Source organism: Frankia sp. ACN1ag, assembly GCF_001414035.1.
Lineage (GTDB): Bacteria > Actinomycetota > Actinomycetes > Frankiales > Frankiaceae > Frankia > Frankia torreyi.
The window spans coordinates 44,293-67,655 of record NZ_LJPA01000026.1 but is presented as its reverse complement, the minus strand read 5'-3'; the positions used below and the strand labels follow the sequence as shown (position 1 = coordinate 67,655).

At 74.3% G+C, this 23,363-nt stretch carries 20 protein-coding genes, 3 pseudogenes and 1 riboswitch; of the genes and pseudogenes, 7 read left to right on the top strand and 16 right to left on the bottom strand.

Annotated elements, in window-relative coordinates:
- Positions 1-16 precede the first annotated feature (16 nt).
- Positions 17-634: a hypothetical protein gene (locus UK82_RS39330; protein WP_236706262.1), complete on the bottom strand. Its 618-nt coding sequence runs from the start codon at positions 632-634 to the stop codon at positions 17-19.
- A 16-nt stretch (positions 635-650) separates the two neighbouring features.
- Here UK82_RS39330 and UK82_RS39325 point away from each other — a divergent pair, with 16 nt between their 5' ends.
- Entirely contained in the window at positions 651-827 is a 177-nt protein-coding gene (locus UK82_RS39325) for a hypothetical protein (RefSeq protein WP_236706261.1), read from the top strand.
- A gap of 380 nt (positions 828-1,207) precedes the next feature.
- Here UK82_RS39325 and UK82_RS21760 read toward each other — a convergent pair whose 3' ends face one another.
- From UK82_RS21760 to UK82_RS21725, 8 genes are all read right to left on the bottom strand, one after another.
- Complete coding sequence (locus UK82_RS21760) at positions 1,208-1,546, bottom strand: lycopene cyclase domain-containing protein (RefSeq protein ID WP_044887235.1); 339 nt, start codon at positions 1,544-1,546, stop codon at positions 1,208-1,210.
- Positions 1,543-2,076, bottom strand: a complete 534-nt coding sequence (locus UK82_RS39320) for a lycopene cyclase domain-containing protein (RefSeq protein WP_236706260.1) — start codon at positions 2,074-2,076, stop codon at positions 1,543-1,545. The genes UK82_RS21760 and UK82_RS39320 overlap by 4 nt, the downstream gene beginning before the upstream one ends.
- The gene (locus UK82_RS21750; protein WP_396230609.1) at positions 2,064-2,837 is read right to left on the bottom strand and encodes a thiamine phosphate synthase; all 774 of its coding nucleotides are present in this window, start codon (positions 2,835-2,837) and stop codon (positions 2,064-2,066) included. Before UK82_RS21750 ends, UK82_RS39320 begins: the two co-directional genes overlap by 13 nt.
- A gap of 1 nt (position 2,838) precedes the next feature.
- Positions 2,839-3,102, bottom strand: a complete 264-nt coding sequence (gene thiS / locus UK82_RS21745; RefSeq protein WP_055408995.1) for a sulfur carrier protein ThiS — start codon at positions 3,100-3,102, stop codon at positions 2,839-2,841.
- A 97-nt stretch (positions 3,103-3,199) separates the two neighbouring features.
- Entirely contained in the window at positions 3,200-3,523 is a 324-nt protein-coding gene (locus tag UK82_RS21740; RefSeq protein ID WP_044887238.1) for an Rv2175c family DNA-binding protein, read from the bottom strand.
- Positions 3,524-3,643: 120 nt separating this feature from the next.
- The gene (locus UK82_RS21735; protein ID WP_083507296.1) at positions 3,644-5,329 is read right to left on the bottom strand and encodes a Gfo/Idh/MocA family protein; all 1,686 of its coding nucleotides are present in this window, start codon (positions 5,327-5,329) and stop codon (positions 3,644-3,646) included.
- A gap of 208 nt (positions 5,330-5,537) precedes the next feature.
- A complete protein-coding gene (gene thiH, locus UK82_RS21730; RefSeq protein ID WP_044887239.1) occupies positions 5,538-6,710 on the bottom strand; it encodes a 2-iminoacetate synthase ThiH in 1,173 nt (390 codons plus the stop codon).
- Positions 6,707-7,615, bottom strand: coding sequence for a thiazole synthase (locus UK82_RS21725; protein ID WP_082122158.1), 909 nt, complete (start codon positions 7,613-7,615; stop codon positions 6,707-6,709). Before UK82_RS21725 ends, thiH begins: the two co-directional genes overlap by 4 nt.
- Positions 7,610-7,724: riboswitch (TPP riboswitch) on the bottom strand. (Overlaps the previous gene by 6 nt.)
- A gap of 417 nt (positions 7,725-8,141) precedes the next feature.
- Here UK82_RS21725 and UK82_RS21720 point away from each other — a divergent pair.
- Positions 8,142-10,301 (top strand): Stk1 family PASTA domain-containing Ser/Thr kinase, encoded by a 2,160-nt coding sequence (locus tag UK82_RS21720; protein WP_055409027.1) that lies wholly within the window; start codon positions 8,142-8,144, stop codon positions 10,299-10,301.
- A gap of 94 nt (positions 10,302-10,395) precedes the next feature.
- A complete protein-coding gene (locus tag UK82_RS21715) occupies positions 10,396-12,444 on the top strand; it encodes a DUF5667 domain-containing protein (RefSeq protein ID WP_152989972.1) in 2,049 nt (682 codons plus the stop codon).
- A gap of 118 nt (positions 12,445-12,562) precedes the next feature.
- Here the strand turns inward: UK82_RS21715 and UK82_RS21710 are convergent.
- The 5 genes and pseudogenes from UK82_RS21710 to UK82_RS21690 all read right to left on the bottom strand — a co-directional run.
- Positions 12,563-13,853: pseudogene (locus tag UK82_RS21710) on the bottom strand (class II 3-deoxy-7-phosphoheptulonate synthase); the annotation flags it as partial.
- Positions 13,854-14,029: 176 nt separating this feature from the next.
- Positions 14,030-15,055, bottom strand: a complete 1,026-nt coding sequence (locus UK82_RS21705) for a 6-phosphofructokinase (RefSeq protein WP_044887243.1) — start codon at positions 15,053-15,055, stop codon at positions 14,030-14,032.
- Positions 15,056-15,200: 145 nt separating this feature from the next.
- Positions 15,201-15,731, bottom strand: coding sequence for a polyadenylate-specific 3'-exoribonuclease AS (locus tag UK82_RS21700; RefSeq protein WP_044887244.1), 531 nt, complete (start codon positions 15,729-15,731; stop codon positions 15,201-15,203).
- A 4-nt stretch (positions 15,732-15,735) separates the two neighbouring features.
- Positions 15,736-17,421, bottom strand: a complete 1,686-nt coding sequence (locus tag UK82_RS21695; RefSeq protein ID WP_236706259.1) for a hypothetical protein — start codon at positions 17,419-17,421, stop codon at positions 15,736-15,738.
- 32 nt (positions 17,422-17,453) lie between these two features.
- A complete protein-coding gene (locus UK82_RS21690) occupies positions 17,454-18,398 on the bottom strand; it encodes a 1-acyl-sn-glycerol-3-phosphate acyltransferase (protein WP_055408987.1) in 945 nt (314 codons plus the stop codon).
- 540 nt (positions 18,399-18,938) lie between these two features.
- On the opposite strand from UK82_RS21690, the pseudogene UK82_RS39315 reads away from it, so the two are divergent.
- The 4 genes and pseudogenes from UK82_RS39315 to UK82_RS21675 form a co-directional block, all read left to right on the top strand.
- Positions 18,939-19,245, top strand: a pseudogene (locus tag UK82_RS39315) (alpha/beta hydrolase); the annotation flags it as partial.
- A 1-nt stretch (position 19,246) separates the two neighbouring features.
- The coding region (locus tag UK82_RS39310) for an alpha/beta hydrolase (protein ID WP_396230608.1) at positions 19,247-19,736 on the top strand (490 nt) is incomplete at its 5' end.
- A gap of 193 nt (positions 19,737-19,929) precedes the next feature.
- Positions 19,930-20,811 carry a hypothetical protein gene (locus tag UK82_RS21680; protein ID WP_161849151.1) on the top strand — a complete coding sequence of 294 codons (882 nt, stop codon included), beginning with the start codon at positions 19,930-19,932 and terminating at the stop codon, positions 20,809-20,811.
- A gap of 251 nt (positions 20,812-21,062) precedes the next feature.
- Positions 21,063-22,328, top strand: coding sequence for a hypothetical protein (locus UK82_RS21675; RefSeq protein WP_044887248.1), 1,266 nt, complete (start codon positions 21,063-21,065; stop codon positions 22,326-22,328).
- Positions 22,329-22,370: 42 nt separating this feature from the next.
- Here UK82_RS21675 and UK82_RS39305 read toward each other — a convergent pair.
- Positions 22,371-22,774: pseudogene (locus UK82_RS39305) on the bottom strand (ROK family protein); the annotation flags it as partial.
- 1 nt (position 22,775) lies between these two features.
- Positions 22,776-23,294 (bottom strand): ROK family protein (locus UK82_RS39300; RefSeq protein WP_396230612.1); only part of this gene is annotated, 519 nt, incomplete at its 3' end.
- Positions 23,295-23,363 lie beyond the last annotated feature (69 nt).

The following is a 23,363-nucleotide window of genomic DNA, read 5'->3' as shown; positions in this document are numbered from 1 at the left end:
ACCCCGCGGCGCCGGCTCAGGACGGGCACGGCAGCACGACGAGCGAACCCGACGACTGCGAGCGCCGACCTTCCAGATCCGTGACGGTGGCCGTGTAGTTGATCGTGCCGGGGTCCTGCGTCGACGCCAGCGTGCCGGTCCACGTCGAGCGGTCTCCCGTGGCCTGGCCGAGGCTCAGCGACTCGGTCGTCGTCCGCCCGCCGGGCAGGACTGCGGCCAGTTCCACGGCGAAGATGCCGGTCTCGTCGAGCGCCGTCACCGTCACCGTCGACCGCGCCACGCCCGCCGCCGGCGGGCAGCCCGCCCGCACGATCCGATCCGGTGCGGCCGTCACCGATTGGATGCGCGGCGGTCCGTCGACGCTGGCCGTGATGCGCACGTCGGCACCGCCCACGCCGTTGCGGGCGTTGACCGGCACGGTGACGTCGACCGGCCCCGGCGGGGCCACCGACCGGTCGAGCGTGATCACAAGGGGGACGTCCGCCCCCGGGTTGACGCGGGGACGGTCGGGGACGACGGCGAGCCAGGAGGGGCTCGCCCCGACCGCGACGTCGACCGGTGCCGTGCCCTCGCCGCGCAGGTCGAGCCGCCAGACCGAGTCGACCGGGCCGAGATCGACGGTCGTCGCGCTCACGGCGAGGACCGAACCGGTGGGCCGCGGTGCGATCGGGACGACCGCGGCGCCGCTGCGCCCCGCGGCGCGCGAACGGACTCCGGTGGGCGCGCCGGACGGCGAGACGATCGCCGGAGCCGGCGCGGTCGTGGTCGCGGCGGCGCTGCCGACCGCGGGGGTCGAGGATGCGGCCGCAGTCGAGCTCGGTCGGTGAGTCGCCGTGGTCGCGGTCAGCACGTCCGAGGGTCTCTGCGCGCTCGGCGCGAACGGGGCGGTCGGGACGCCGGAGCGGTGGACGGGCCCGGCGGCGCGGCCATCCCCGGCCAATCGACCACGGATCAGCACCAGACTCACAACCACCAGCGCCAATGCAACCACTACGGCGATGATGCGCCCCCACCGGATGGGCAGAATCCTGCCCGGCTTACCCCAGGGAGAACGGTGCCGCCCCGCGGAACCTGGGCCCCCCGCAACATCGTGCGTCATCACGGTCGAGGTTAGGCCGATGGATGACCTCCAGGGAGCCAATTCGCTCGTTTCCGTCACGGAGTGCGGAGAGATTTCATTCAGTTTCGCAAATGTAACGCAACGTGGCTATTTGTGGCGCTCGGCGGGGGCGGGGCGGCGTCGGGGTGACCGGTCCAGCCGACGACCCCACCAGACCCACCAGGTAAGTGTGTGGGTGACGAGTGCGAAGCCGAACAGCAGATCCTCGACCGGGGCGTACGCGATCCGCAGCCCCGCGATCGCGCCCGGCTCGTAGACGACGATGCCGAACCCGGTCAGGATTCCGTTGGCGAGCAACTGGAAGACGACGATGATCCCATACGAGACCCAGAAGATCCGCCGGGTCAGCAGCCGGGTGCGCAGGAGCCACAGGTCCGCGGCGACCGCCACGGCGACTCCGAGGACCGCCAGCGCCGTGTAACTCATCCCCCCGGGCCCCCTGGCCCGCCCGCCGCGCCCGGGGCCTTGGCCACCTCGAGGTCGCCGGAGCCGGGGCCGGCGTCGAGGCTGGCGGCGGAGTCAGCGTCGGCATCGAGGTCGGCGTCGAGGTCGGCGGCGGAGTCTGCGTCGGCGGCGGAGTCTGCGTCGGCGTCGGCGAGGTCGGCGGACTCGCCGGCGGGATCGTCGTCCGGCTCGTCACCGGCCGGCCAGCCGCGCACCGAGCGGACGGCCTCCAGCGTCATCACCGCGCAGACGGGAACCACGAGAAAGAACAGCAGCTCGTCCAGCGGCAGGTGGCCGGGGAGCCGCACGCCGGTGACGCCGCGCGGATCGAAGCTCCACTGACCGGCGGCGATGGCGTACACGTCCCAGCCGACGAAGATCGCGACGACGGGCAGCAGCGTCAGCAGCAGGCGACGCGGACGGGCGTAGACCCTGGTACCCAGGAACAGTTCGAGCGGCGCCGTGCCGAGCAGGCAGCCGGCCAGGACGGCGAGGTAGCTCAGGTGCCGCACGCGCTGCCGCTGGAAGCGGTACGCAGCCGCCGGGCGAGCGCGGCGGCTGCGGCGGCGGGATCCTCGGCGGCGGTCAACGCTCGCACCACCACCACCCGGCGGGCCCCCGTGGCGAGGATGTCGTCGAGGGTGTCCGGACCGACCCCGCCGGTGACGAACCAGGGCTTCGCGCCCGGTTCGAACGGCGGGGCATGGCGGGCGGCGAGCCGGGGCAGCCCCAGCCCGACCGGTGGCCGTCCCTGCTTGGTCGGCGTCGCGTGCACCGGACCGACGCACACGTAGTCGACGTCTGGATCGGCCAGAGCCGCCAGGAACTGCTCGGGACTGTGCGTCGACTGGCCGATCAGGACGTCCGGACCGACCAGCCGGCGAGCGAAGGCAGGCGGTACGTCGTCCTGGCCGACGTGCAGGATGTCGACTCCGGTGAACGCGGCGAGATCGGCGCGGTCGTTGGCGCTGACGAGGGTCTCCCGGCCGGCGCCAGCCGCCTGGATCTCGCGCAGGCCGCGCACCTCGTCGGCCCATTCGAGGCTCTTCTCGCGAAGCTGCACCAGGTCGACGCCACCACGGCCGGCGGGGCCGATCACGGCGTCGAGGAACGGGCCGAACTCGGCCCGCCGCGGCGTGCAGAGATACAGCCGGGCGTCGGCGAGCCGCCGCAGCCGGTCCGCCCGCACCGACCCGTCCGCTGCCGCCGGCCTGTCCGCTGCCGCCGGCCTGTCCCCCGCGTCGGCGGGCGGCGTCGGTCCCGTTGTGGTCAACTCATCCTCCGGCGACGGCACGCACGATCTCCAAGGTGTCACCATCCGCGAGCCGGATGCCGGACAACTCCGACGGGGTGAGCGCCACCCCGTTGCGTTCGACGACCACCGAACCGGGCCGCAGGCCGAGCTCGGCGAGCAGGTCGGGCAGCGGCTGGCCGTCCGCGACCACGCGGGCGGCGCCGTTGACGACGACCTGTGCCCGGGCAGGTCCCGTCGGCGGGGTGGGCGCCGGCGCCGAGGCGGGCGGCGGGCGATCGACCATGACCCGACCCTACGGGAGTCGGCAGCCCCCGACAGCCCGGAAGCCCAGCACCGCGCAGGACCCACGACCACGCAGGACCCACGACCACGCTGCCTGGTCAGAAGGCGAGGGCCTGGGCTCGCCGCTTGACCTCCTTGCCACGGTTCTCGACGAGCGCCCGCATCGGGGTGCCGGGCAGGCTCGGGTCCTCCCGAAAAAGCCAGTCGAGGGCCTCGTCGTCGGTGAACCCCGCATCGGCGAGGAGCGTGAGCAGGCCGGGCAGGCCCTTGACCACCGCGCCGTCGCCGATGAACTCCGCCGGCACCCGTAGGACGCCGCCCTCCCGCCGGGCCAGCAACGTTCGGTCGCGCACCATCTGCCGGACTCGGGTCACGGGAACCTGCAACTGCGTCGCGGCGTCAGGCAGGGTCAGCCAATCCATGGTCAACAGTAAACACCTAAGTCCGGAACGGCGTCGTGGGGTGCCGGCGGGGTCCGCACCACCCGTGACCTCGTCAGTCCCGGAGACGTTCAGGGCCGGCGCACGGTCACGGCGACCTGATCACAGCGGCACGACCTGCGCGCCGCCGGTGGCCACCGAACGCACCGCCGCCTCGAGCACCGCAACCACCGGGCGGGCCGCCTCGACCCCGTAGCCCGCAAGAGGCCAACCGGAGACCAGGCTGTCGGCGAGGTCGCGGTAGAACACCTCCGTGCCGACCCGGGCCGACCCGGGCGCCGGCAGCGGATAGCGGGTCCGGACGCCGTCGTAGGTGGCCAGCAGCAACGAGGCCGCCCCGGCCGCGTCGTCGTCCTGCGCGGCCCGGCGGCCGGCGTGCCGGCCCGTGACCGCGGGCCCACCGTCAGGCGGCTCGAGGTTCGCGGCGGCGGGGGCGTCGTCGAGGATCAGCGTGCCCACGCTGCCGAGCACCTCGAGGCTCGGACGGGCCGCCACCGTCAGGTCGGAGACGGTGATCTGTGCCTCCGCGCCGCTCGCGAAGCGCAGCAGCAGCCGGCTGTGGTCGGCGTTGCTGACGTGGTACCAGACCCGCTTGAGCTCCGCGGCGCTGACCCACTCGACCGGCTCGTCGACGAGCGCGAGCACCTGGTCGACGCCGGCGGCGCCGCGATCGTAGAGCTGGCCGCCGCTGATCCGCTCGTCATCGCGCCAGGTCCCGACGGGTCGACGCAGCCCGCCGCGGTGCACTTCCAGCCGCAGCGGCTCGCCGATCGCGCCACGACCGACGGCCGCGCGCAGCGCGCGATAGCCGGGGTCGGCCCGACCCTCCGGGTAGACGGCGAGCAGCAGGGAACGCTCGGCCGCGAGCTCGGCGAGCTGGTCGGCATCGGACGTCGCCAGGCACAGCGGCGCCTGCACGACCACGTGCTTGCCGGCCTCCAGCGCCCGTCCGGCCCATTCGAGGTGGGTGTGCGTCGGGGTGGCGACGACGACCACGCCGAGCTCGGGGTCGTTCACCAGGTCGTCGGGGTCCTCGACCCGACGGGGCAGGCGACCTGCGGCGTGCGCGGGAGCGCGACCCGGGCCGCCGTCGCACAGGGCGGTCAGCTCCAGCCCCTCGGTCGCGTCGAGGCCCGCGTGGTGGGCCGCGGTGGTGTCGGGGGTGCCGAGCAGGCCGACGCCGACCGGCGGCGCGTCGTGCACGCCGAGGCAGTGCCGCAGCCACCGCCCGACGAGCCGGTGATAGGCCGCGTCGCCGAGCACGGCGGCACCCGTGCCCAGGGTGAACATGCCGAGCCCCGTCGCCGGCCGCCAGGTGCAGACGGGATAGTCGCCCATCTCGTGGCGGATCAGCACCAGCCGCTCGACGTCATCGGCGACCTTCTCCGGGATGACCCAGCTCTCCCGGGGACGGAAGTCACCCGATCGGGCCATGATCGCGCCGCCCTGCGGCCCGGCCTGCAACCGCAGCTCGTAGGGGGGCGTCGCCCGGCCGGGAATGAGGCCGGAGGCCTCCACCAGCGGGCTGTCGGCGGGCAGGGCGCGCACAGTCGGGCCGGCGAGCAGCACCGGAACGGACTGCCGGGCGCGATCGAGCAGCTCCTGCTCGACGTGGTCGAGGGGACGATCGATGAGGACGAGAAGCGCGTCCGCCGACCGTGCCGAGGTCGGGCCGAGACCCGCTGCGCGCAGATGGTCGCCGAGCGCGTTCACCCCGGGCAGGTTCGACACCAGGTGAATGCGAGGCACGCCCGGCACTCTAGTGGTCTTACCGACGCGCGCGGTCATTCGGGTCGTGAAGGACGGAGCATGCCCTCTCTACATTACGAACAGTGCGCCACATCTACCCTCAAACCGCGCATAGGGGAATTGCGTCGACACCGTCCGCACGCAGAACAGCGCGTTAGTGTCGGCATCGTCCGGGCCGGCTCCGCCGGGCCGGGTTCCGAACGACCTTGGGCGGAGTGCTCTGCGCCGACGGCGTCGAGTTCCGCCATCACCGCGGGTCGACGAGAGGGAAGGCATCCTTCCACACCGGCTCGTAGCCGGCCGTGACGAGCATCGCGGCGACCTCGGCCGGCGGGCGCTCATCCGAGATCGAGAACTGCTCCTGAGCGGTACCCGGCGAACCGTAGCCGCCGGGCTCGGTGGAGGAACCCGCGCTCATCGTCGTCACGGCGATGCGGACCAGGCCGTCGCGCATCGCCGCCGGCTCCCGGGTGGACAGCGTCAGCGCGAGGTCGGGCTCGAACAGCCGCAGGGCCGCGTACGCCTGCACGAACTCGGCGTCGGAGACGACGACAACCGGCGGAAACTCGCTGGCACTGGGCTTGATCCGCGGCAGCGCGACCGACACCTCGGTCCGCCAGTACCGCCGCGACAGGAACGAGGCGTGGGCGGCCAGAGCGAGCACGTCGGCCCGCCAGTCCGGGGCGAGGCCGAGCAGCGCGCCGATCCCGAGCCGGCGTGCCCCGGCGCCCGCGGCCCGCTCGAACGACGACAGCCGGCGGTCGTAGTCGCGTTTCCAGCCCGCGACGTGCACCTCGGCGTAACGGGCCCGGTCGTAGGTCTCCTGGTAGTGGACGACGCCCTCCAGCCCGGCCCGCACCAGCCGGGCGTAGGTGTCGTCCGACCAGGTCTGCGTCTCGATCGACAGCGACGGGAACATCGGCCGCAGCCGCTCCACCACGGCGACGAGGTAGTCGGCGGACACCTCGATGCGGTGTTCCCCGGCGACCAGCAGCACGTGGCGGAAGCCCCGCTCGGCCAGCAGCCGACCCTCTGCCGCCACCTCGTCGACGCTGAGCGTGCGCCGCGCGACCGGCAGACCCTTGGCGAAGCCGCAGTAGGTGCAGGACGACAGGCAGGCGTTCGAGACGTACAGCGGGGCGAACAGTCGCACGGCCCGGCCGAAGCGGCGCAGCGTGGTCGTCCGGGCGGCGAGGGCGAGCTCCTCCAGCCGACCCGTCGCGGCCGGCGAGAGCAGGACGGCCAGCTCGTCGAGGCCGACCCGCCCCGGCGCCGGCTCGCCCCGGCCGCCCGGGGCGGGCAGGACCCGGCGCAGCACCTCGTCGACCTCCGCCGTCGTCGCGCGCCGCGACCGGTCGGACAGGCCGGACAGGTCCAGCGCGACGAGCTCGCGGGCGAACTCTCCCGGCGGCGCGCTCACCCGGCCACCCTGCCGTTGCCGTTCGCGGGGGTGCCGAGAGCGCCGAGGAAGCCGGTGAGCGGCGAGGACGCGGAGGCCGCGGTGGCCGTCCCGGTCCCCGCCTGCCCGGCCAGGTGGCCCAGCCGCCCGGCGACGGTCGCCAGCGCGAAGGCCCGGGCCATCCGCACCGGGTCGGCCGCCACCGCGATGGCCGTGTTGACCAGCACCGCTGCCGCGCCGATCTCCATGGCCTCCGCCGCGTCGGAGGGCACACCGAGGCCGGCGTCGACGATCACCGGCACGCCCGCACCCGCCACGATCGCCTCGATCGCGTCCCGGGTGCGCAGCCCGCGGTTCGAGCCGATCCAGCTACCCAGCGGCATGACCGTGGCGCAGCCGGCCTCCTCCAGGCGGCGGGCCAGGACCGGGTCCGCCGAGCAGTACGGCAGGACGGTGAAGCCGTCGGCGACCATGAGCTCGGCGGCGCGCAGGGTCTCGATCGGATCCGGGGCCAGCGTCCGCGGGTCCGGGGTGACCTCCAGCTTGACCAGGCCGGTGCCGGTGGCGGCGCGGCCCAGGCGGGCCAGCCGCAACGCCTCCGCCGCATCCGCCGCACCGGAGGTGTTGGGCAGCAGCGTCATCCCCGGCGGGACGAAGTCGAGCACGTCGCCCTCGCCGGCGCGGTCGAGATCGACCCGGCGCAGCGCGACCGTCACGATCTCGGCGCCGGAGGCGAGCAGGCTGTCGCGCATCACCTCGTGAGCCGCGAACTTGCCCGTCCCGACCAGCAGGCGGCTGCCGTAGGACCGCCCGGCGATCACGAGCTCATCACTCTCGACCGGCTCGACGGCGCCGGACAGCGCCGGGCCGGGCGGCCGGGACCACTCCGACGCGGGAACGGCGCGACCTGACGGAGCCTGCGACATGATGACCATCCTCCCCACGCGCGCATGACCGCGATCGGGTATGCGGGTCGCCGACGGTGTTCCTGGCCGGCCTCTCAGCCCATGTCCACGGGCTCCCCGGTGCGACCCCAGTCTAGCCGGCCCGCAACCGCCACCGAGCCGGATCGATGCACGCCGCCCACGTGCGGCGGCCGGACCGGGGGCCCGCGGATCGGGGGCGGCACCCCGACGGGCGACGTCCCGCGAATCTCATCCTCACGGACGGCGACGACTCGAACGTGCCGGGGCACGCCCATCGCCGGCCGGGGCGGATGGGCGGCGGTATCCGTGCGCCGCGGCGGATCCGCGCAGCGCGATCGCCGCATACCGGCAGGGTCAGGTATTCAACCGAAGAGCATCGGCCGGTAAGGCGATAGGCAACGCCATGTCCGCGGGCATGGCGTTGCGTTCGCCGCCGCCCCTCAGTCGAATCCGGAGCTAACTCCACGTGGCTCCGGTAGCGGCATGGTTCGGCGACGATCGTAAACTGTCTCCCGTGGATGCCACCGTGGCCGACCCCGTCATAGGTCGGCTTCTCGACGGCCGCTATACGGCGCAGGAACGACTCGCCGTCGGCGGCATGGCGACGGTGTACGTCGCACACGACAACCGGCTGGACCGGCTCGTCGCCCTCAAGGTCATGCATCCCAACCTCAACCACGACCCGGAGTTCGTCGGCCGTTTCCACCGCGAGGCCAAGGCGGTGGCGCGCCTGAACACCCCCCGGGTCGTCTCGGTGCTCGACCAGGGCTCCGACCACACCCCGGCGGGTCTGATCAACTACCTGGTCATGGAGCTGGTACGCGGCCGGTCGTTGCGCCAGCACCTGGGCGCCCGGGGGCGGCTGCCGGTCGCCGAGGCCGTCGAGATCATCGAGCCCGTGATGGAGGCGCTCGCCGCCGCGCACGACGCGGGCATCATCCACCGCGACATCAAGCCCGAGAACATCCTGCTCGGCGACGACGGCCAGGTGAAGGTCGCCGACTTCGGCCTGGCCCGCCCGCTCGGCCAGCCCACCCAGGCGCTCACCGACGGGGTGGTGATGGGCACCGTCGGGTACCTCGCGCCCGAGCAGGTCACCCTCGGCACCGCCGACACCCGTAGCGACGTCTACGCCGCCGGGGTCGTGCTGTTCGAGTCGCTGACCGGCCATCTTCCCCACAGCGGCGCGACCCCGATGTCGATGGCCTACCAGTCCGTCCACGGCGACGTGCCGGCGCCGTCCACCGTCGTCGAGGGCGTGCCGGCGGAGCTCGACGGCCTCGTGCTGCGGGCGACGGCACGCGACCCGGCCCGCCGGCCCGCCGACGGCGCGGCGCTGCTCGACGAGCTGCACCGCATCGGGCCGTACCTGCCCGCGCCGGACGCCTACCAGACCGGCTTCACCGGCGAGGTCGAGCGGATCGGCCTGATGGGGCCGCCCCCCGAGGACCCGGGGCCCGACTACACCCGCCCCTTCCAGCCCACCGACTACGACGCCGACTACGACGATCCGCACGGCGCCGTTCCGTTCACCGGTGCGGAGTCGAGACAGCCGAGAGCGGGCATCGCGGAGCACGACGCCGCCGGCGGGCGGCCGTACGCGGGCGGCGTGGCGAGCCAGCCCGGCACCGGGGCGCTCTACCGTTCCGCCGCCCCACCGACCCCGACCTCCACCAGCTACCTCGGCGCCGGGCACGGGCGCCGCCGTGCCGCCAGCCCCGGCTCAGGCGCGCGCCGGTACGCGCCGTTCGCCGTGGGCGGCGCGGCTGTCCTGGTCCTGCTGCTCGGCTTTCTCGCACTGCGCCTGCTGTCCAGCGACAAGATCGAGGTCCCGCTGCTGACCAGCCTCAGCAAGTCGGATGCCGAGGCGATGCTGCGGGACCACGGGCTCAGGCCGACCTACCTCGATCCGGTCGCCAACCCCACCGTGGCCGCCGGCCATGTCGCCCAGCAGGACCCCAAGGACGGTGCGAAGGTCGACAAGGGCGCGGTGATCACTCTGCGGCTGAGTTCCGGGCCGGCGACCGTCGGTGTGCCGGACCTCGCGAACCTCACGCAGGACCAGGCCACGGCCCGGCTCAAGGAGGTCAACCTCACCGTGGGCGGGCTGGTCAACCAGGCCAGCGACACCGTCCCGGCCGGCCATGTGATCGGCACCAACCCGGCCGTCAACACGGTGCTCAAGCCCAGCGACGGCGTCACCCTGATCATGTCGAGCGGGCCGGACACCAGGCAGATGCCGGCCGACATCATCGGCAAGCCCTACGACGCGGCCAAGGCGGAGATCGACGCCCTCGGCGTCGCGGGCGTGACGGTCCAGCGCGATCTGGCCGTGACCGAGGACACGACCCCCGGCAACGTCATCGGCGCCGACCCCGGCGTCGGCCAGCCGATCGCGCCGAAGAGCACCGTGACGCTGACGGTCGCCGCCTTGCCCGACGACGGAACCGACTCCACCGGCGGCGGTGACAGCAGCGGCGGTGACAGCAGCGGCGTTCAGGTCACCGTCCCCAAAGTGATCGGCAAGACCTACCGCGACGCCGAGAACGTCCTGCGCCAGCGTGGGCTGAAGATCGACCGGTTCGCCGTGCTCGGCAACCCGACCGACCGGGTGACAGCCCAGTTCCCGCAGCCCAACTCCAAGATCGAAAAGGGTAGTACAGTACACGTGAACACTGTGTGGTAGTTCGGTAACTGAACGGCGGTAGACCTCGGTCGGGCCGGCACGGGGGCAGCCGGCTCCCAGACCGCCGCCGCGCGACCGCTCCCAGGGGGAGGACGTGAGGGCAGCGCGCGGCCGCGACCGGGATTCCGCCGGGGTGGAACAACCCGGGCCTGGGTCATGCGGTTCCCGGTGGTGGCGGCTGCGCCGGACCCGCGCCGAGCGGGCCGCCGCGCTGCTGGAAGGCCGGCGCCCGCCGACCGACGCTTCCGACATCCGCCTGGCGAACGCGGCGGCGGCTCTGCGTGACCTCCCGACCCCCCGGATGAATCCGGTCCGCCGTGACGCCGTGCGCTCCCACCTGCTCGCCTCTCTCACCGACCAGACCAGCACCGCGGCGCGCGGCTCGGGCAACACCGGGCGGCGGGTGCGTCCGGCCCCGGCGCGGCGAGGCCGGGTCCTGCGCGCCGCCCGTCCGCTGCTGGCCGTCTCCCTCGCCGGCGCGGTGGCCCTGGCCGGTCTCGCCGTCAGCGCGCAGGACGCTCTGCCCGGTGAGACGCTCTACAGCGTCAAACGGCGGGTCGAGAACCTCCAGGTATCGCTGGTGCGCGATCCGGTCGCCAGGGCGAAGACCCGACTCGACGTGGCCGGCACCCGCATGAACGAGCTACGCACGATCACCCTCGGCGAGGGCGCCCCCATCGGCCGCGCCAACACCGACACCGGCAGCGCCGCCAACATCGGCACCGGCGGCACCGAGGCGGCTGCCGAGGTCCGGCCGCCGGCGCCCACCGCACTCGGCCAGCCCGCCGCTGCCGGCATACCCCCGCTGATCGCACCCGCCGCGGGCGTCGCGGGCGCCGCGGGCGCCGCGGGCGGCCTGGCTGCCGTACCTGAGGCCTCCTCGCGGGCCGAGACCGGGGCCGGCACGCCGTCGTCGACATTGCGGACGTCCGCGGCAGCCGCCGGTCCCGCAGGCGCCGCCGACCAGCCGTCAGGCCCTGCGGACCCGTCGCATCTGGGAGATCCGCTCGGCTCGCCGCGCACCGCCGGGACGGGCCTTCCCCTCCTGCCCGCCCGGCCCCTCCCACCCGTCGTGCCCGCCGCGGCGCCGGGCACGGCAGCCGCCTCGGCCACAGCAGCCGCCCCGACAGCCTCGGCGCCGGCCCCCGCCTCACTCGGCCGTCACGCGGATGCCGGCATGGTCAACAGCCTGCTGCGGGCCTGGTGCGCCCAGGCCCGGGCCGGCTCGCGGGTGCTGCTCGCCCGGGCCACCGCCGGGAACGCCGACGCCTGGGCGACGATGAACGCCTTCACGACCGAGCAGTCCGACCGACTGACACCCGTCCTCGCCGCCCTTCCCCCCGGCACGACCGATGCCACCCGGGCGGCGCTCGACCTCATCGACGGGTTTCGCAGGGCCCTCGGCCCCCGTCTCCCGCGGCCAACGGCCGCCACCGCGGCGCATCCCGCGAGCGCCGCGCCCACGGCGGCGCCGACCACTGCCTCGCAGGGGCTCCCGCCGACCGCCATGCCGAGCACGCCGGTCTCCCCGAGCGACACCGATCCGATCACTGCGCCGACGTCAGCCAGCAGCCCGATCAGCGGCCCGGCGCAGGAGGCGACGCACGGTTCGACCGGGGTGGACCGGGCTGCCGAGCCGGTCGCGCCGGGTCCGACGCCCGCCGCGCCAGGGCAGCCAAACGCCGTGGCCCCGGCCGTGCCGCCGGACGCATCCTCCACGACCTCCGCGGCCGGGGCTCCACGCACACCGGATGCCCTCGCGCCGGCGGGCACCGCCGGCCGCCCGGCCGCGATCCCCAGCCAGGCAGGCAGCACGAGCCAGCCGCGCAGCACGAACCGGGCAGGCAGCACGAACCGGGCAGGCAGCAACAGCCAGCCGGGCACGGGCGACCGGGCCGGAACGGCCGGCACGGCGACCGCGACGGGCGGCGCGGGAGCCCCGACTCCCGTTCTTGGGGCGGACGGGGCGCGGGTGGGGGCCCTGCCCAGCGGCGTGACGTCCAGCGGCGCGGGGGGTGAGCCTGCCGGCGACGGCGGCGGCACGACGGGCGCCGCGAACGGAACCGCCCCGGCGGCCGGCACCCCGACAACCGGCACCCCGACGGGCGCTGCCACGGACTACGGGCTCGCCCCCGCCGGCTGAACGGTGCGCCCGCGGTTGCGTGCGGACGCGTCCGGGGGCAGGCTGGCAACCGTCTGCCGGTGAGATCCGGGTGCCGGTCGCGCGTGCGAGGAGCAGGACTGTGTGAGGTCCGGTCCGGCTAGGCGATGGGGAGCTCCTGCATCGCGGCGGCCCGCTCGCCCCGCGCGTGCTGGAGCATCTCGGCGACGAGGAAGGCCAGCTCGAGTGCCTGCCCGGTGTTCAGGCGCGGGTCGCAGGCGGTCTCGTAACGGCCGCCGAGATCCTCCTCGCCGATCAGCTCTGCGCCGCCGAGGCACTCGGTGACGTTCTCGCCGGTCAGCTCGATGTGCAGACCGCCCGGGTGGGTGCCCAGGGCCTTGTGCACCTCGAAGAAGCCGAAGACCTCGTCGAGCACGTCGTCGAAGTGGCGGGTCTTGACGCCGCCGACGTCGCGGGTGTTGCCGTGCATGGGGTCGCAGGACCAGACGACCGGAGGGCCGGCGGCGTTGACCTTCTCGATGATCGGCGGGAGGGCGTCCCGGATCTTGCCCGCGCCCATCCGGGTGATCAGAGTCAGCCGGCCGGGAACGTGCTGCGGGTTGAGCCGCTCGGCGAGCTCGAGAACCTCGTCCGGGCTGGCCTTTGGCCCGACCTTGCAGGCGATCGGGTTGCCGACCCGGGACAGCAGGTCGACGTGGGCGCCGTCGAGGTCCCGGGTCCGCTCCCCGATCCAGATCATGTGGGCGGACAGGTCGTACGGGTTGCCGGTGGCGTCCTCCACCCGGGTGAGGGCTCGTTCGTACTCCAGCAGGAGGCCCTCGTGGCTGGTGAACAGCTCCACCCCGGTCAGCGCCGCGCTGCCGAGGTCGATGCCACAGGCCGCCATGAAGGCGAGGGCGCGCTCGATGTTCGTCGCCATCACCTCGTAGCGCCGGCCGGCCGCCGAGTCGCGCACGAACGCCTTGTTCCACTCGTGGACCTTCGACAGGTCCGCGAACCCGCCGGTGGCGAACGCCCGGACGAGGTTCAGCGTTATTGCGCTCTGGTGGTAGGAGGCGACCATGCGCATCGGATCCGGCCGGCGGGCCGCGGCCGTGGCCGCGATGTCGTTGACGGCGTCGCCGCGGTAGGACGGCAGGCCGGTGCTCGACTCGATGTCGGCCGAGCGCGGCTTGGCGTACTGGCCGGCGATGCGCGCGACCTTCACCACCGGCGTGCTTGCGCCGTAGGTGAGCACGACCGCCATCTGCAGCAGCGTCTTGACCTTGTCGCGGATCTTGTTGGCGGTGTTCGCCGCGAAGGTCTCGGCGCAGTCACCGCCCTGGAGCAGGAAGGCCTCGCCCCGGGCAACCATCGCGAGGCGCTCGGTGAGCGAACGCACCTCCGGGGCCGTGACCAACGGGGGAAGGGCCGCAAGCTGGTTGTAGGCGNCCTGCAGTTCCTCGAGGTCGNGCCACGACGGCTGCTGCTTGGCCGGGAGGGTCCGCCAGACATCCAATGCGCTCACGAGGCACCAGGGTACCGCCGTGTGCGCCGGCCAACGGTCGACATGCTCGGTCGATGTCCCGACGACGTTCCGTACCCGTCGACGGTCCGGACGTACCGCTCAGCCGAAGAAGATCTCCGCCTCGTTGTAGAGCTCCTCGGGCACCGTCTTGAGCTCACGGGTCGCCTCCGCCAGCGGCACGCGGTCGATGCGGGTCCCGTGCAGGGCGACCATCACCCCGAAGTCGCCCTCGTGCACAGCGTCGACGGCGTGCAGGCCGAAGCGCGTCGCGAGCCAGCGGTCGAACGCGGTCGGCGTGCCGCCGCGCTGGAGATGGCCCAGCACGGTGGCGCGGGCGTCGCGGCCGGTCCGGCCGCGGATCTCGGTCTCGAGCACCTGCGCGATGCCCTGCAGGCGGACGTGACCGAAGGCGTCGAGCTCACCCTCCCTCGTGACCAGGGTGCCGGCGATCGGGGTGGCGCCCTCCGCGGCGACGATGATCGGGGAGTAGTGGGTGGCGAAGCGGGCCTCGACGAAGGCGCAGACCTTGTCGAAGTCGAACGGCCGTTCCGGGATGAGGATGACGTTCGCGCCGCCGGCCATGCCGCTGTGCAGGGCGATCCAGCCGGCGTGGCGCCCCATCACCTCGAGGATGAGCACGCGGTGGTGGCTTTCCGCGGTGGTGTGGAGGCGGTCGATCGCCTCGGTGGCGATGTTGACGGCGGTGTCGAAGCCGAAGGTGTAGTCGGTGGCGGACAGGTCGTTGTCAATGGTCTTGGGAACCCCGACCACAGGCAGACCCTCGGCGTGGAGCTGGGCGGCCACGCCAAGGGTGTCCTCCCCGCCGATCGCGATGAGCGCGTCGATCTCGGCGGCGGCCAGGTTCTCGCGGACCAGCGACGGCCCGTCCACGGCGGCGTAGGGGTTCGTGCGGCTCGACCCGAGGATGGTCCCGCCGCGCGGCAGGATGCCACGCACGGCGGCGGTGTCGAGCGGCACGGTGTCACCGGTCAGTGGCCCGCGCCAGCCGTCCCGGTACCCCACGAAACTGTGCCCGTAGACGCCCTCGCCCTTGCGGACGACGGCCCTGATCACCGCGTTGAGCCCGGGGCAGTCGCCGCCACCGGTCAGTACGCCGATCCTCATCGCGAATCCTCCTGTCGAGTGCGCAGGCCCCGCCGGGGGCAGCGTAGCGGCAGGTCCGCACACAGGCAGCAAGTTCGGTCACTGGGCGTGGCGACTCGATCGCGCAGAAGAGACGATGTCTTCGCGACGAGCCCGCGGTGGGGCGTCAGCGCCGAGCGGGCGGAGCGGCGACGACGCGGGCCCGCAGCGGGGCGAGGACCTCCCAGCGAGCCTGGTTGTGCACGGCGTCGGCGAGGGCGTCGTGAGCGTTGGCCGGCGGCGGCGGCAGCGGCGGGCGGCCGACGTCCTCCCAGAGCTGGCGCAGGTCCCGGGTGAACCGCGGCAACTGCGCGGGCAGGTCGGTCATCGTCCCGAAAAGCTGGCAGAGCACCACGTGGTCGTAGGCGCCGTACCAGGCCCACAACTCCGGCGTGCCGTCGGCGGTCAGCAGCGCGGCGATCTCCTCGCGGATCCGCGCCCGGGATCGCCACGCCGGATCGGCGGGCGGCGGTAGCTGGTCGAGGACGTTGCGGCGGACCCACGGCACCGCGAAGGCCGGGTCGAACTCGGTGGACACGGCGTAGTAGCGCTGCGCGCCGTCCTCGCTGACGATGCCGATGCTGACCAGATCCAGCCAGAGATGATCGGCCTCGCGGCGCTCGATGAACTCGGTGTCGTAGAAGAATCGGGTGCCCACCGGCTCAGTCTCCTCTGCCGGCCGGATCGGCGGGAACCGACGCCTGCCCCGGGGCCACCGCCGGCTGCCAGTCCGCCGGGTCGGCCGGCGCGGGACGGGGGTCCGGCGACGCCGAGTCCGGCGCCGACCAGCCGGAGCGGCCCGAGCGACCCGAGCGCCGGCGCCACGGCCGCAGCACGAACGCGAGCGGCGCCGCCGCGCCGGCTGCCCCGACGAGTGGCAGCACCCACAGCAGCGGTCCGGAGTAGTCGTCGTCGCGGCGGTCGGCGGCCGTGGGGGCGCCCGACCCCGCCGACCCCGCCGCGGGTCTCGACGAGGGGACACAGCCGCTCGCGCCCGCGGCCGCGGGCGCGCTCACCTGCGGGCCGGCGGTGGCTGGGGAGACCCGGACGTCGACCCGGGCCGCCCCGGGCTCGGCCACGACGCACAGCAGGCCCGCGCCCGGTGCCGAGGTCACCCGCGCGCCGACGACCTGGACCTGATAGCCCTGCGGGTAGGACCACGCCGGCACGCTGATGGCCGTCGCCGTGCCGGGCGCGAGGGAGCTCCCGGCGGGCGCGGCGGTCCGGTAGGTGACCGTGAGGACCCGCGCGTCGTCGAACCGCAGCGACTCGGGCGTTCCCGCGACGGCCACCGGGTACGGACGGACGATCTCCGCCGGGGCGGCCGGGAGCGGGCCGCCACCCAGGGCTTGCGGCGGGTCGGTGCCGACCGTCCCGCCCGTGCCGCTGGGCGCGTCGTAGAACCAGCTCAGCCCGAACGCGTCCGCGGCCGACACCAGGCCGCGCACCGCCGCGGGCGAGCCGTCCTTCCACCCGATCAGGTAGCCGGTCGGGTCGTTGACGGCGACGCTGGCGGCGGCGTCGAACGGCGCCGGGCGGTCCCGCCACAGCAGGTGGCGGGGGTCCTGCGCCGTGACGGCGTCGGTCAGCGCCGGCCCGGCGCCCGCGGCGGCGGGGACCTCGTAGCCGATCAGGCCCGGCTCGCCGCGGAACCGGGTCGCCAGCCGGCCGAGGCCGGTGGCGAGCGTCGCGTTCGACAGCACCTGGCCCCGGACAGCCGGGACGAGCCGCAGCACGACTCGCATCCCGCGGCCGGTGAACGTGCGGGCCAGGCCCGCGACCTGACCGAGCCCGGGATCGGACGCGGCGCGCGCGACGGCATCGGGCACCGGCCAGCCGGCGGTGACCGGGAAGCGGCCGCCCGCGGCCACCGGCACCGCGAGGCGCACGCCGCTGAAGCCATAGCCGATCCAGGTGTCGAGGTCGGCGGCGGTCGGGGTGACTCCGGCCGGCACCGTCATCCCGCGGATGACGACCGCCCGGTGCTCGCTGTCGGTCAGGTAGGACCCGGAGCGGCCGATGGTGCCGGCGGGGGCGGGGCCATCGGCGGGGGCGGGGCCATCGGCGGGGGCGGCGGCGAGACCCGCGGGACCCGGTGCCGTCGGGAACGCGGTGACCGCGGCCGACGGTGTGGGCGCGGCGAGCGCGGCCGGGCCGACCGCGACGAGGCAGCCGGCGAGCGCACCGAGCGCGAGCAGCAGCGTGGCGGCCCGGCGGGAGCCATGGCGCGCGTCGGCCGCGCCGGTGCGACGACCACGACCCGGCCGCGGACCCGGAACGCACCGCCGCCGACGCATGCCGGCCGACCGAGCAACCGCCGCCGACAAAGGACCGAAATCGCCACGCACGCGACCATCCTGCCGTGTTGCTTGCAGCCGGGTCAGACCGCCCGGTCGACGTGGTCGTCGGAGCCTCGCGGAGGAGCCGACGCGGCCACGGGCCTGGCCGGGCGTTCGCCCGCCACCGCGGCCGGCCCCGAGGGGACTCCCGGCACCGTCCCCGCCGCCGGCACGTGTCCAGCCGCCGCCGGTATCTGCATCGCCGCCGGTGCCGTCCCCACCGCCGGTGCCGTCCCCACCGCCGGTGCCGACCCCGCCGCCGGTGCCGGTGCCGACCGTCCACCCGGCACCGAGGTGCCAGCGGCGCGGGCGGCGGCAATCTCCTCCTTGGCCCGCTTGGCGTACATGTCCACGTACTCCTGGCCCGACAGGGCCATCAGTTCGTACATGATCTGGTCGGTGATCGACCGCAGCACGAACCGGTCATCCGCCATGTCGGCGTAGCGGGAGAAGTCGAGGGGCCGACCGACCCGCATCCCGATCCGGCGGATCTTCGGCACGAGCTGACCGGGCGGCTGCACCTCGAACGTGCCGATCATCGCGACCGGGATCACCGGCACGCCGGCCTCCAGGGCCATCCGGGCGACGCCGATCTTGCCGCGGTAGAGGCGGCCGTCGGGTGAGCGGGTCCCCTCCGGGTAGATGCCGATCAGCCGGCCCTGGCGCAGGACGCGCACGCCGGAGCGCAGGGCGCCCTCGCTCGCCTTACCGCCGCTGCGGTCGATCGGGATCTGGCCGGCGCCGCTGAAGAACACGCGCTTGAACCAGCCCTTGACGCCGGCCTCGGTGAAGTAGTCGCTCTTGGCCAGGAAGGTCACCCGACGCGGGATCACCACCGGCAGGAAGAAGTGATCCAGAAAGGAGAGGTGGTTTCCGGCGAGGATCGCGGGACCCTGCACAGGAATGTTCTCGGCTCCCTCCACCCACGGACGCCAGAACACCCGAAGGATCGGCGTCAGGACCGCCTTGAGCACCCAGTAGAACAAGACAGCTCCCACCTGGTCACCGCCGTCAGACGACGCCCGCCGGGGGCGGCCGTGGCCGGGCCGCCCGTCTCCATCCGCCGACGCCGATCACACCAGACCCGAGCATCCCACCGCGCGCCAGGTGGGGCACGGCGGCGCTCCGCAGCTCGCGGACTGCGACGGTACGCGAGCCGGGCGGCGGACGCGGCCCGGCCATGGTCGCCGACGTAGGGGAGCCGCCCGCAAGCCTGGGGATCGGCCATCATCACGTCCATCTAACGCTCGCGCGGCCCAGGTGGTGCCCACCCCTCCCGGCTCGGCGCCGATGGCACCGGACTCGCGAGACGCGCGCGGACAGGCCCGCACCTATATCATCCCAGCCGGGGCGTTCTCGGTCCCTGCGGGCTCCTGGCGTTCCGACGGCGTCCGCACGACCGTGAGATACGTACGACCGTGGCCTCAACCCGCGGACCGTGCGAGCATACGTTTACCGGCGCTTTCCTTTCACGCCGCCCGCGACGTGGCAAGCGGGCGGGCCCAGGGCACGAAGGGCGGATCANGATGGCGGGCTCCACCGGCACAGCCGTCCTACCTGGTGCCGAACCGTTCGAGTTCACGGGTGGCCCGGTGGGCGTCCTGCTGGTCCACGGGTTCACCGGTTCTCCGGGCAGCATGCGGCCCTGGGGCGAGTCCCTCGCCGCCGCCGGGCTGACCGTCTCCTGCCCGCTGCTGCCGGGTCACGGCACCCGCTGGCAGGACATGGTCCCGACCACCTGGCCGGACTGGTACGCCACCGTGCAGGGCGCGTTCCTGCGCCTGCGGGCGGACTGTGAGCAGGTGTTCGTCATGGGCCTGTCGATGGGCGGGANGCTGACGCTGCGGCTGGCCGAGGAGCACGGCTCCGACATCGCCGGCGTGGTCACGGTGAACGCGAGCCTGTCGACCGAGCGGTGGCACGCCGCGCTCGCCCCACTGCTCGGGCGGTTCATCCCAGCCGTGCGCGGCGTTGCCGGCGACGTGAAGGCCACCGGCGTGCCCGAGGTCGGTTACGACCGGGTGCCGCTGCTCGCGTTCGCCTCGCTGCGCAAGCTGTGGGGGGTCACCCGCGGCGACCTCGGGCGGATCGACTGTCCGGTGCTCGCGTACCGAAGCGTCGTCGACCACGTGGTGGAGCCGAGCTCGGGGGCGATCCTGCTGGCCGGGGTGCGCGCGCCGATCGAGGAACGGCTGCTGCCGGACAGTTGGCACGTGGCAACCCTCGACAACGACAAGGAAACGATCTTCAAAGGCAGTCTGGACTTCGTCCAGCGGCACGCGGCGCGCGCGCTCGTGCCCGACACCCCCCGCGACGATGGCTGAGCCTCCGCCGGCGCCGGGCCAGGGCGAGCCCCGGCCGTCCGCGGCGGGCGCGGCGGAGCCCGACCGTCCGGTGGCGGACCGCGGGGCGGCGGCGGGAGCTGGTGTGTCACCCACCGGGTGCGGCGCCGCCCTGCCGGCCGAATCCGGCGTGGCCGGGAATGCAGGCACGCCCGCGGGCGGCGAGGCATCCGGCGTGGCCGGGAATGCCGCGGGCGAGGGGCATTCCGGACCCGCCGGCGCCGCTGCGGCGACCCCCGAGGACCCCAGCCCGACCGGGCCGCCGTCCTCGGCCGCCCCGCCAGCCTCGATCCACCCGCCGGCCTCGATCCACCCGCCGGCGTCGCCTCACCCGCCAGGTCTGCCGTCCTCGACCGGGCGACCGGACGCCGCGGCCGGCGCCCTGGGGAAGCCGGAGGCGGACGGGGGTGTCGCCGCCGAGCGCGGCCCGGCCGGTTCGGCCGACGGGGAACCGCCCGGGCCCCGGCCCGAAGAGCCCGCCGCGCGGTCGACGCCCCGTTCCCAGGAGGCCGACGACGCGGCCTTCCTCGATCTCATCGCGCGCTTCGACGACGAGCCGGAGACCCGGCGGTGGCCGGCGGCGGAGGACCTCGGCGACACCCGTCGCCCCACCGTGATCATCCTGCGTCCGCCGTTCGAGCCCGGTGTTCCACCCGCGCCGGACGATCGCACCGATCCCGGCCTGGACGATGCGCCGCCCCCGGGGCTGAATCCGCCCGGCATCGGCGGCGGGCGCGGCGCCGACCCGGCCGACTTCGTCGTGATCGACCTCGGCGGATCGGCGGACGCCCCGGCGGACCCGCAGGACGATCACTACGTGCCGCCGCCGGCGCCGCCCCTGCCCCGGATCCGGCCGGTGACCCGCTGGGCGCTGGGCTCGATCGCCCTCGGGGTGGTGTTCCTCGTCGTGCCGACCCTGATCGGCTTCAACCAGTCCCGCGCGCAGGATGTCACCGGCGTGCTGCTGATCCTCGGTGGGGTCGGCACCCTCGTCGCCCGCATGGGTGACCGACCGCCCACCGATTTCGACGGCCCCGACGACGGCGCGGTGATCTGACCGCGACGGTCCGGGGCGTGAGCCGCCGCGATGAACCTGCGGCGGCGTACCGGCGGTGCGGCCTGCGTCGGTGCGTGGCCGCGCGGTCGGGGCGCGCGCCCTCCGGACGTTCTCGTGCCCCGGCCGGATCCCGGGAACGGTCACACCCCGGGGCACACCGGAGGGAAGGCAGGGTCGGTGCGTGGCATCGGGCCTGAGGACGACGTCGGCGTGGCAGCCGTCGTACTGGCACCGAAGGGAAGGCGTTGGGCGTGCGTTACCACGAGAAAGTCGAGGTGCACGGGCACCTCATGGACACCGGTGTACTGGCCCGGGTGCTCGACGACGTACTGGACTACGGCGGCGACTACCGGGTGGATCACATCGACCTGGGGCGCAGCCACGATGACGAGTCCCACGCGGTCGTCACCGTCGGCGCCGATTCGCCGCGGCGGCTCATGCGCATCCTCATGCGGATCCAGGTCCACGGCGTGAACAAGGTCGAGGCGGGCACGGCGCGCTGCGAGGCCGCGGACCGCGACGGCGCCTTCCCGCCGGACTTCTACTCGACCACGAACCTGGAGACCGTCGTCCATCTCGACGGCCAGTGGGTCCCGGTGGAACACCCCGAGATGGACTGCGGCCTGGTCGTCTCCGGCGGGCGGGTGCGCACCGTACCGGTGACGGACGTCCGCGCCGGCGACATGATTGTCTGCGGGGTGGACGGGGTGAAGGTCGTCCTGCCGGTCACCGACCACTCCAGCCGGATCTACGCCGAGTACGAGGCGCTCGGCGCACCGCTGCCGAGCTCCACCCAGCCGCAGGCGGTCCTGGTGAAGGCGATCGCCCGCCAGGTCCGCGAGGTCAAGGCCGAGGGCGCCCAGGTCCTGTGGGTGGCCGGGCAGACGGTCGTCAGCACCGGCGCCGCACCCGCGCTCGTCGCCCTGGTCGAGGCCGGCTACGTCGACGTCCTGTTCACCGGGAACGCGCTGGCGACGTTGGATGTGGAGGCGGCGCTCTACGGCTCCCCGCTCGGCCTCGGACCGCTGCGCAGCGGCCGGGTGCAGCGCGGCAGCGAACAGCACATCCGTGCGATCAACGCGATCCGCCGCGAGGGCTCGATCCGGGCCGCGGTGGAGTCCGGCGTCCTCTCCCAGGGCATCATGCACGCGATGGTGAAGGCGAACAAGACCTTCGTGCTCGTCGGCTCCGTGCGCGACGACGGCCCGCTGCCCGACGTCCACACCGACGTGATCGAGGGGCAGCGGGCGATGCGCGCGGCGCTACGCGGGGTCGGCTACGCGCTGATGGTTGCCAGCGCCCAGCACTCCGTGGCCACCGGCAACATCCTGCCGGCGTCGATCCCGGTCGCCTGCGTCGACGTGAACCCGACGACGGTGCACGCCCTCACGGAACGCACCAGCGCGCACGCCGTCGGGGTCGTCGCCGACACGGGCCTGTTCCTGGAGGAGCTCGCCGTCGAGCTGGTGCCGGACTTCCGCCCGGCCCGACCGGGGCCGGGCGGCTCTGGCATCTGAACCGGGCTGCGCAGATCCGGGCTCTGCGCAGATCCGGGCTGCTCAGATCCGGGCGAGGTCGGCGGCGCCGACCAGACCGGCCTGGGAGCCGAGCTCGGCGATGACCACCTCGGCCCGGGGCCGATGCGCGCGGCCGGGCACCGTCTGGGCGAACCGCTCCCGGGCTGGGCCGAGCAGCAGCTCGCCGGAGTCGGAGACCCCGCCGCCGATGACGAATCGGTCCGGGTCAAGCACGGCGGTCAGGCTCGCCATGCCCTCGCCGAGCCATTGGCCGATCTCGGTCAGGCAGCGGATCGCCGCCGGGTCGCCCTTGCGGGCCGCCTCGGTGACGTCCGGGCCGGTCAGCCGCTCGGCGTCACCGCCGCACGCCTCCAGCATCGCGGCGGCGGCGGACGGATCCAGCGCCGCGATCTGACGGGCAGCGCGAACCAGCGCCCGGCCGCTGGNGTACTGCTCCCAGCAACCGTGGTTGCCGCACCCGCACAGGTGGCCGTCGGGCACCATCCGCATGTGGCCGGTCTCCGCGCCGATGCCGAACGCGCCGCGGTAAAGCTCGCCACCGAGGACGATGCCGCTGCCGATGCCCGTGCCCACGGTGAGGCAGACCAGATCACGGCGGCCACGGCCGGCTCCGAACCGGTACTCGGCCCAGGCCATCGCGTTGGCGTCGTTCTCGACGACGACGGGCAGCCCGACGCGGCCGCTTACCTCGTCGCGCAGCGGCTCGTCCCGCCAGGCGAGGTTCGGGGCGAACAGGACCCGCGAGCGGTTCGCGTCGATCCAGCCGGCCGCGCCGATGCCGACCGCCTTCACCTCGTAGTCGGCGCTGAGCTCCGCGACCACGGCGGCGATGGTGTCCGCGACCTCGGACGCCGAATGACCGGGAGTCGGCCGCCGAACTGACGCGAGGACGGTGCCGGCGCCGTCGACGACGCCGGCGGCGACCTTCGTCCCACCGACGTCCACGCCGATCGTCAGGCCCGCGGTGCGCCGATCGTCGTCGACCGACGTGTCCGCGACGGCGGGCGGGAGGGG

Coding starts and splice junctions, on each gene's coding strand:
- UK82_RS21705 (WP_044887243.1), bottom strand. CDS start 15,055: ATGAGGATCGGCGTACTGACCGGTGGCGGCGACTGCCCCGGGCTCAAC.
- thiS (WP_055408995.1), bottom strand. CDS start 3,102: ATGGTCGATCGCCCGCCGCCCGCCTCGGCGCCGGCGCCCACCCCGCCG.
- UK82_RS21725 (WP_082122158.1), bottom strand. CDS start 7,615: ATGTCGCAGGCTCCGTCAGGTCGCGCCGTTCCCGCGTCGGAGTGGTCC.
- UK82_RS21760 (WP_044887235.1), bottom strand. CDS start 1,546: ATGAGTTACACGGCGCTGGCGGTCCTCGGAGTCGCCGTGGCGGTCGCC.
- UK82_RS21735 (WP_083507296.1), bottom strand. CDS start 5,329: ATGACCGCGCGCGTCGGTAAGACCACTAGAGTGCCGGGCGTGCCTCGC.
- UK82_RS21740 (WP_044887238.1), bottom strand. CDS start 3,523: ATGGATTGGCTGACCCTGCCTGACGCCGCGACGCAGTTGCAGGTTCCC.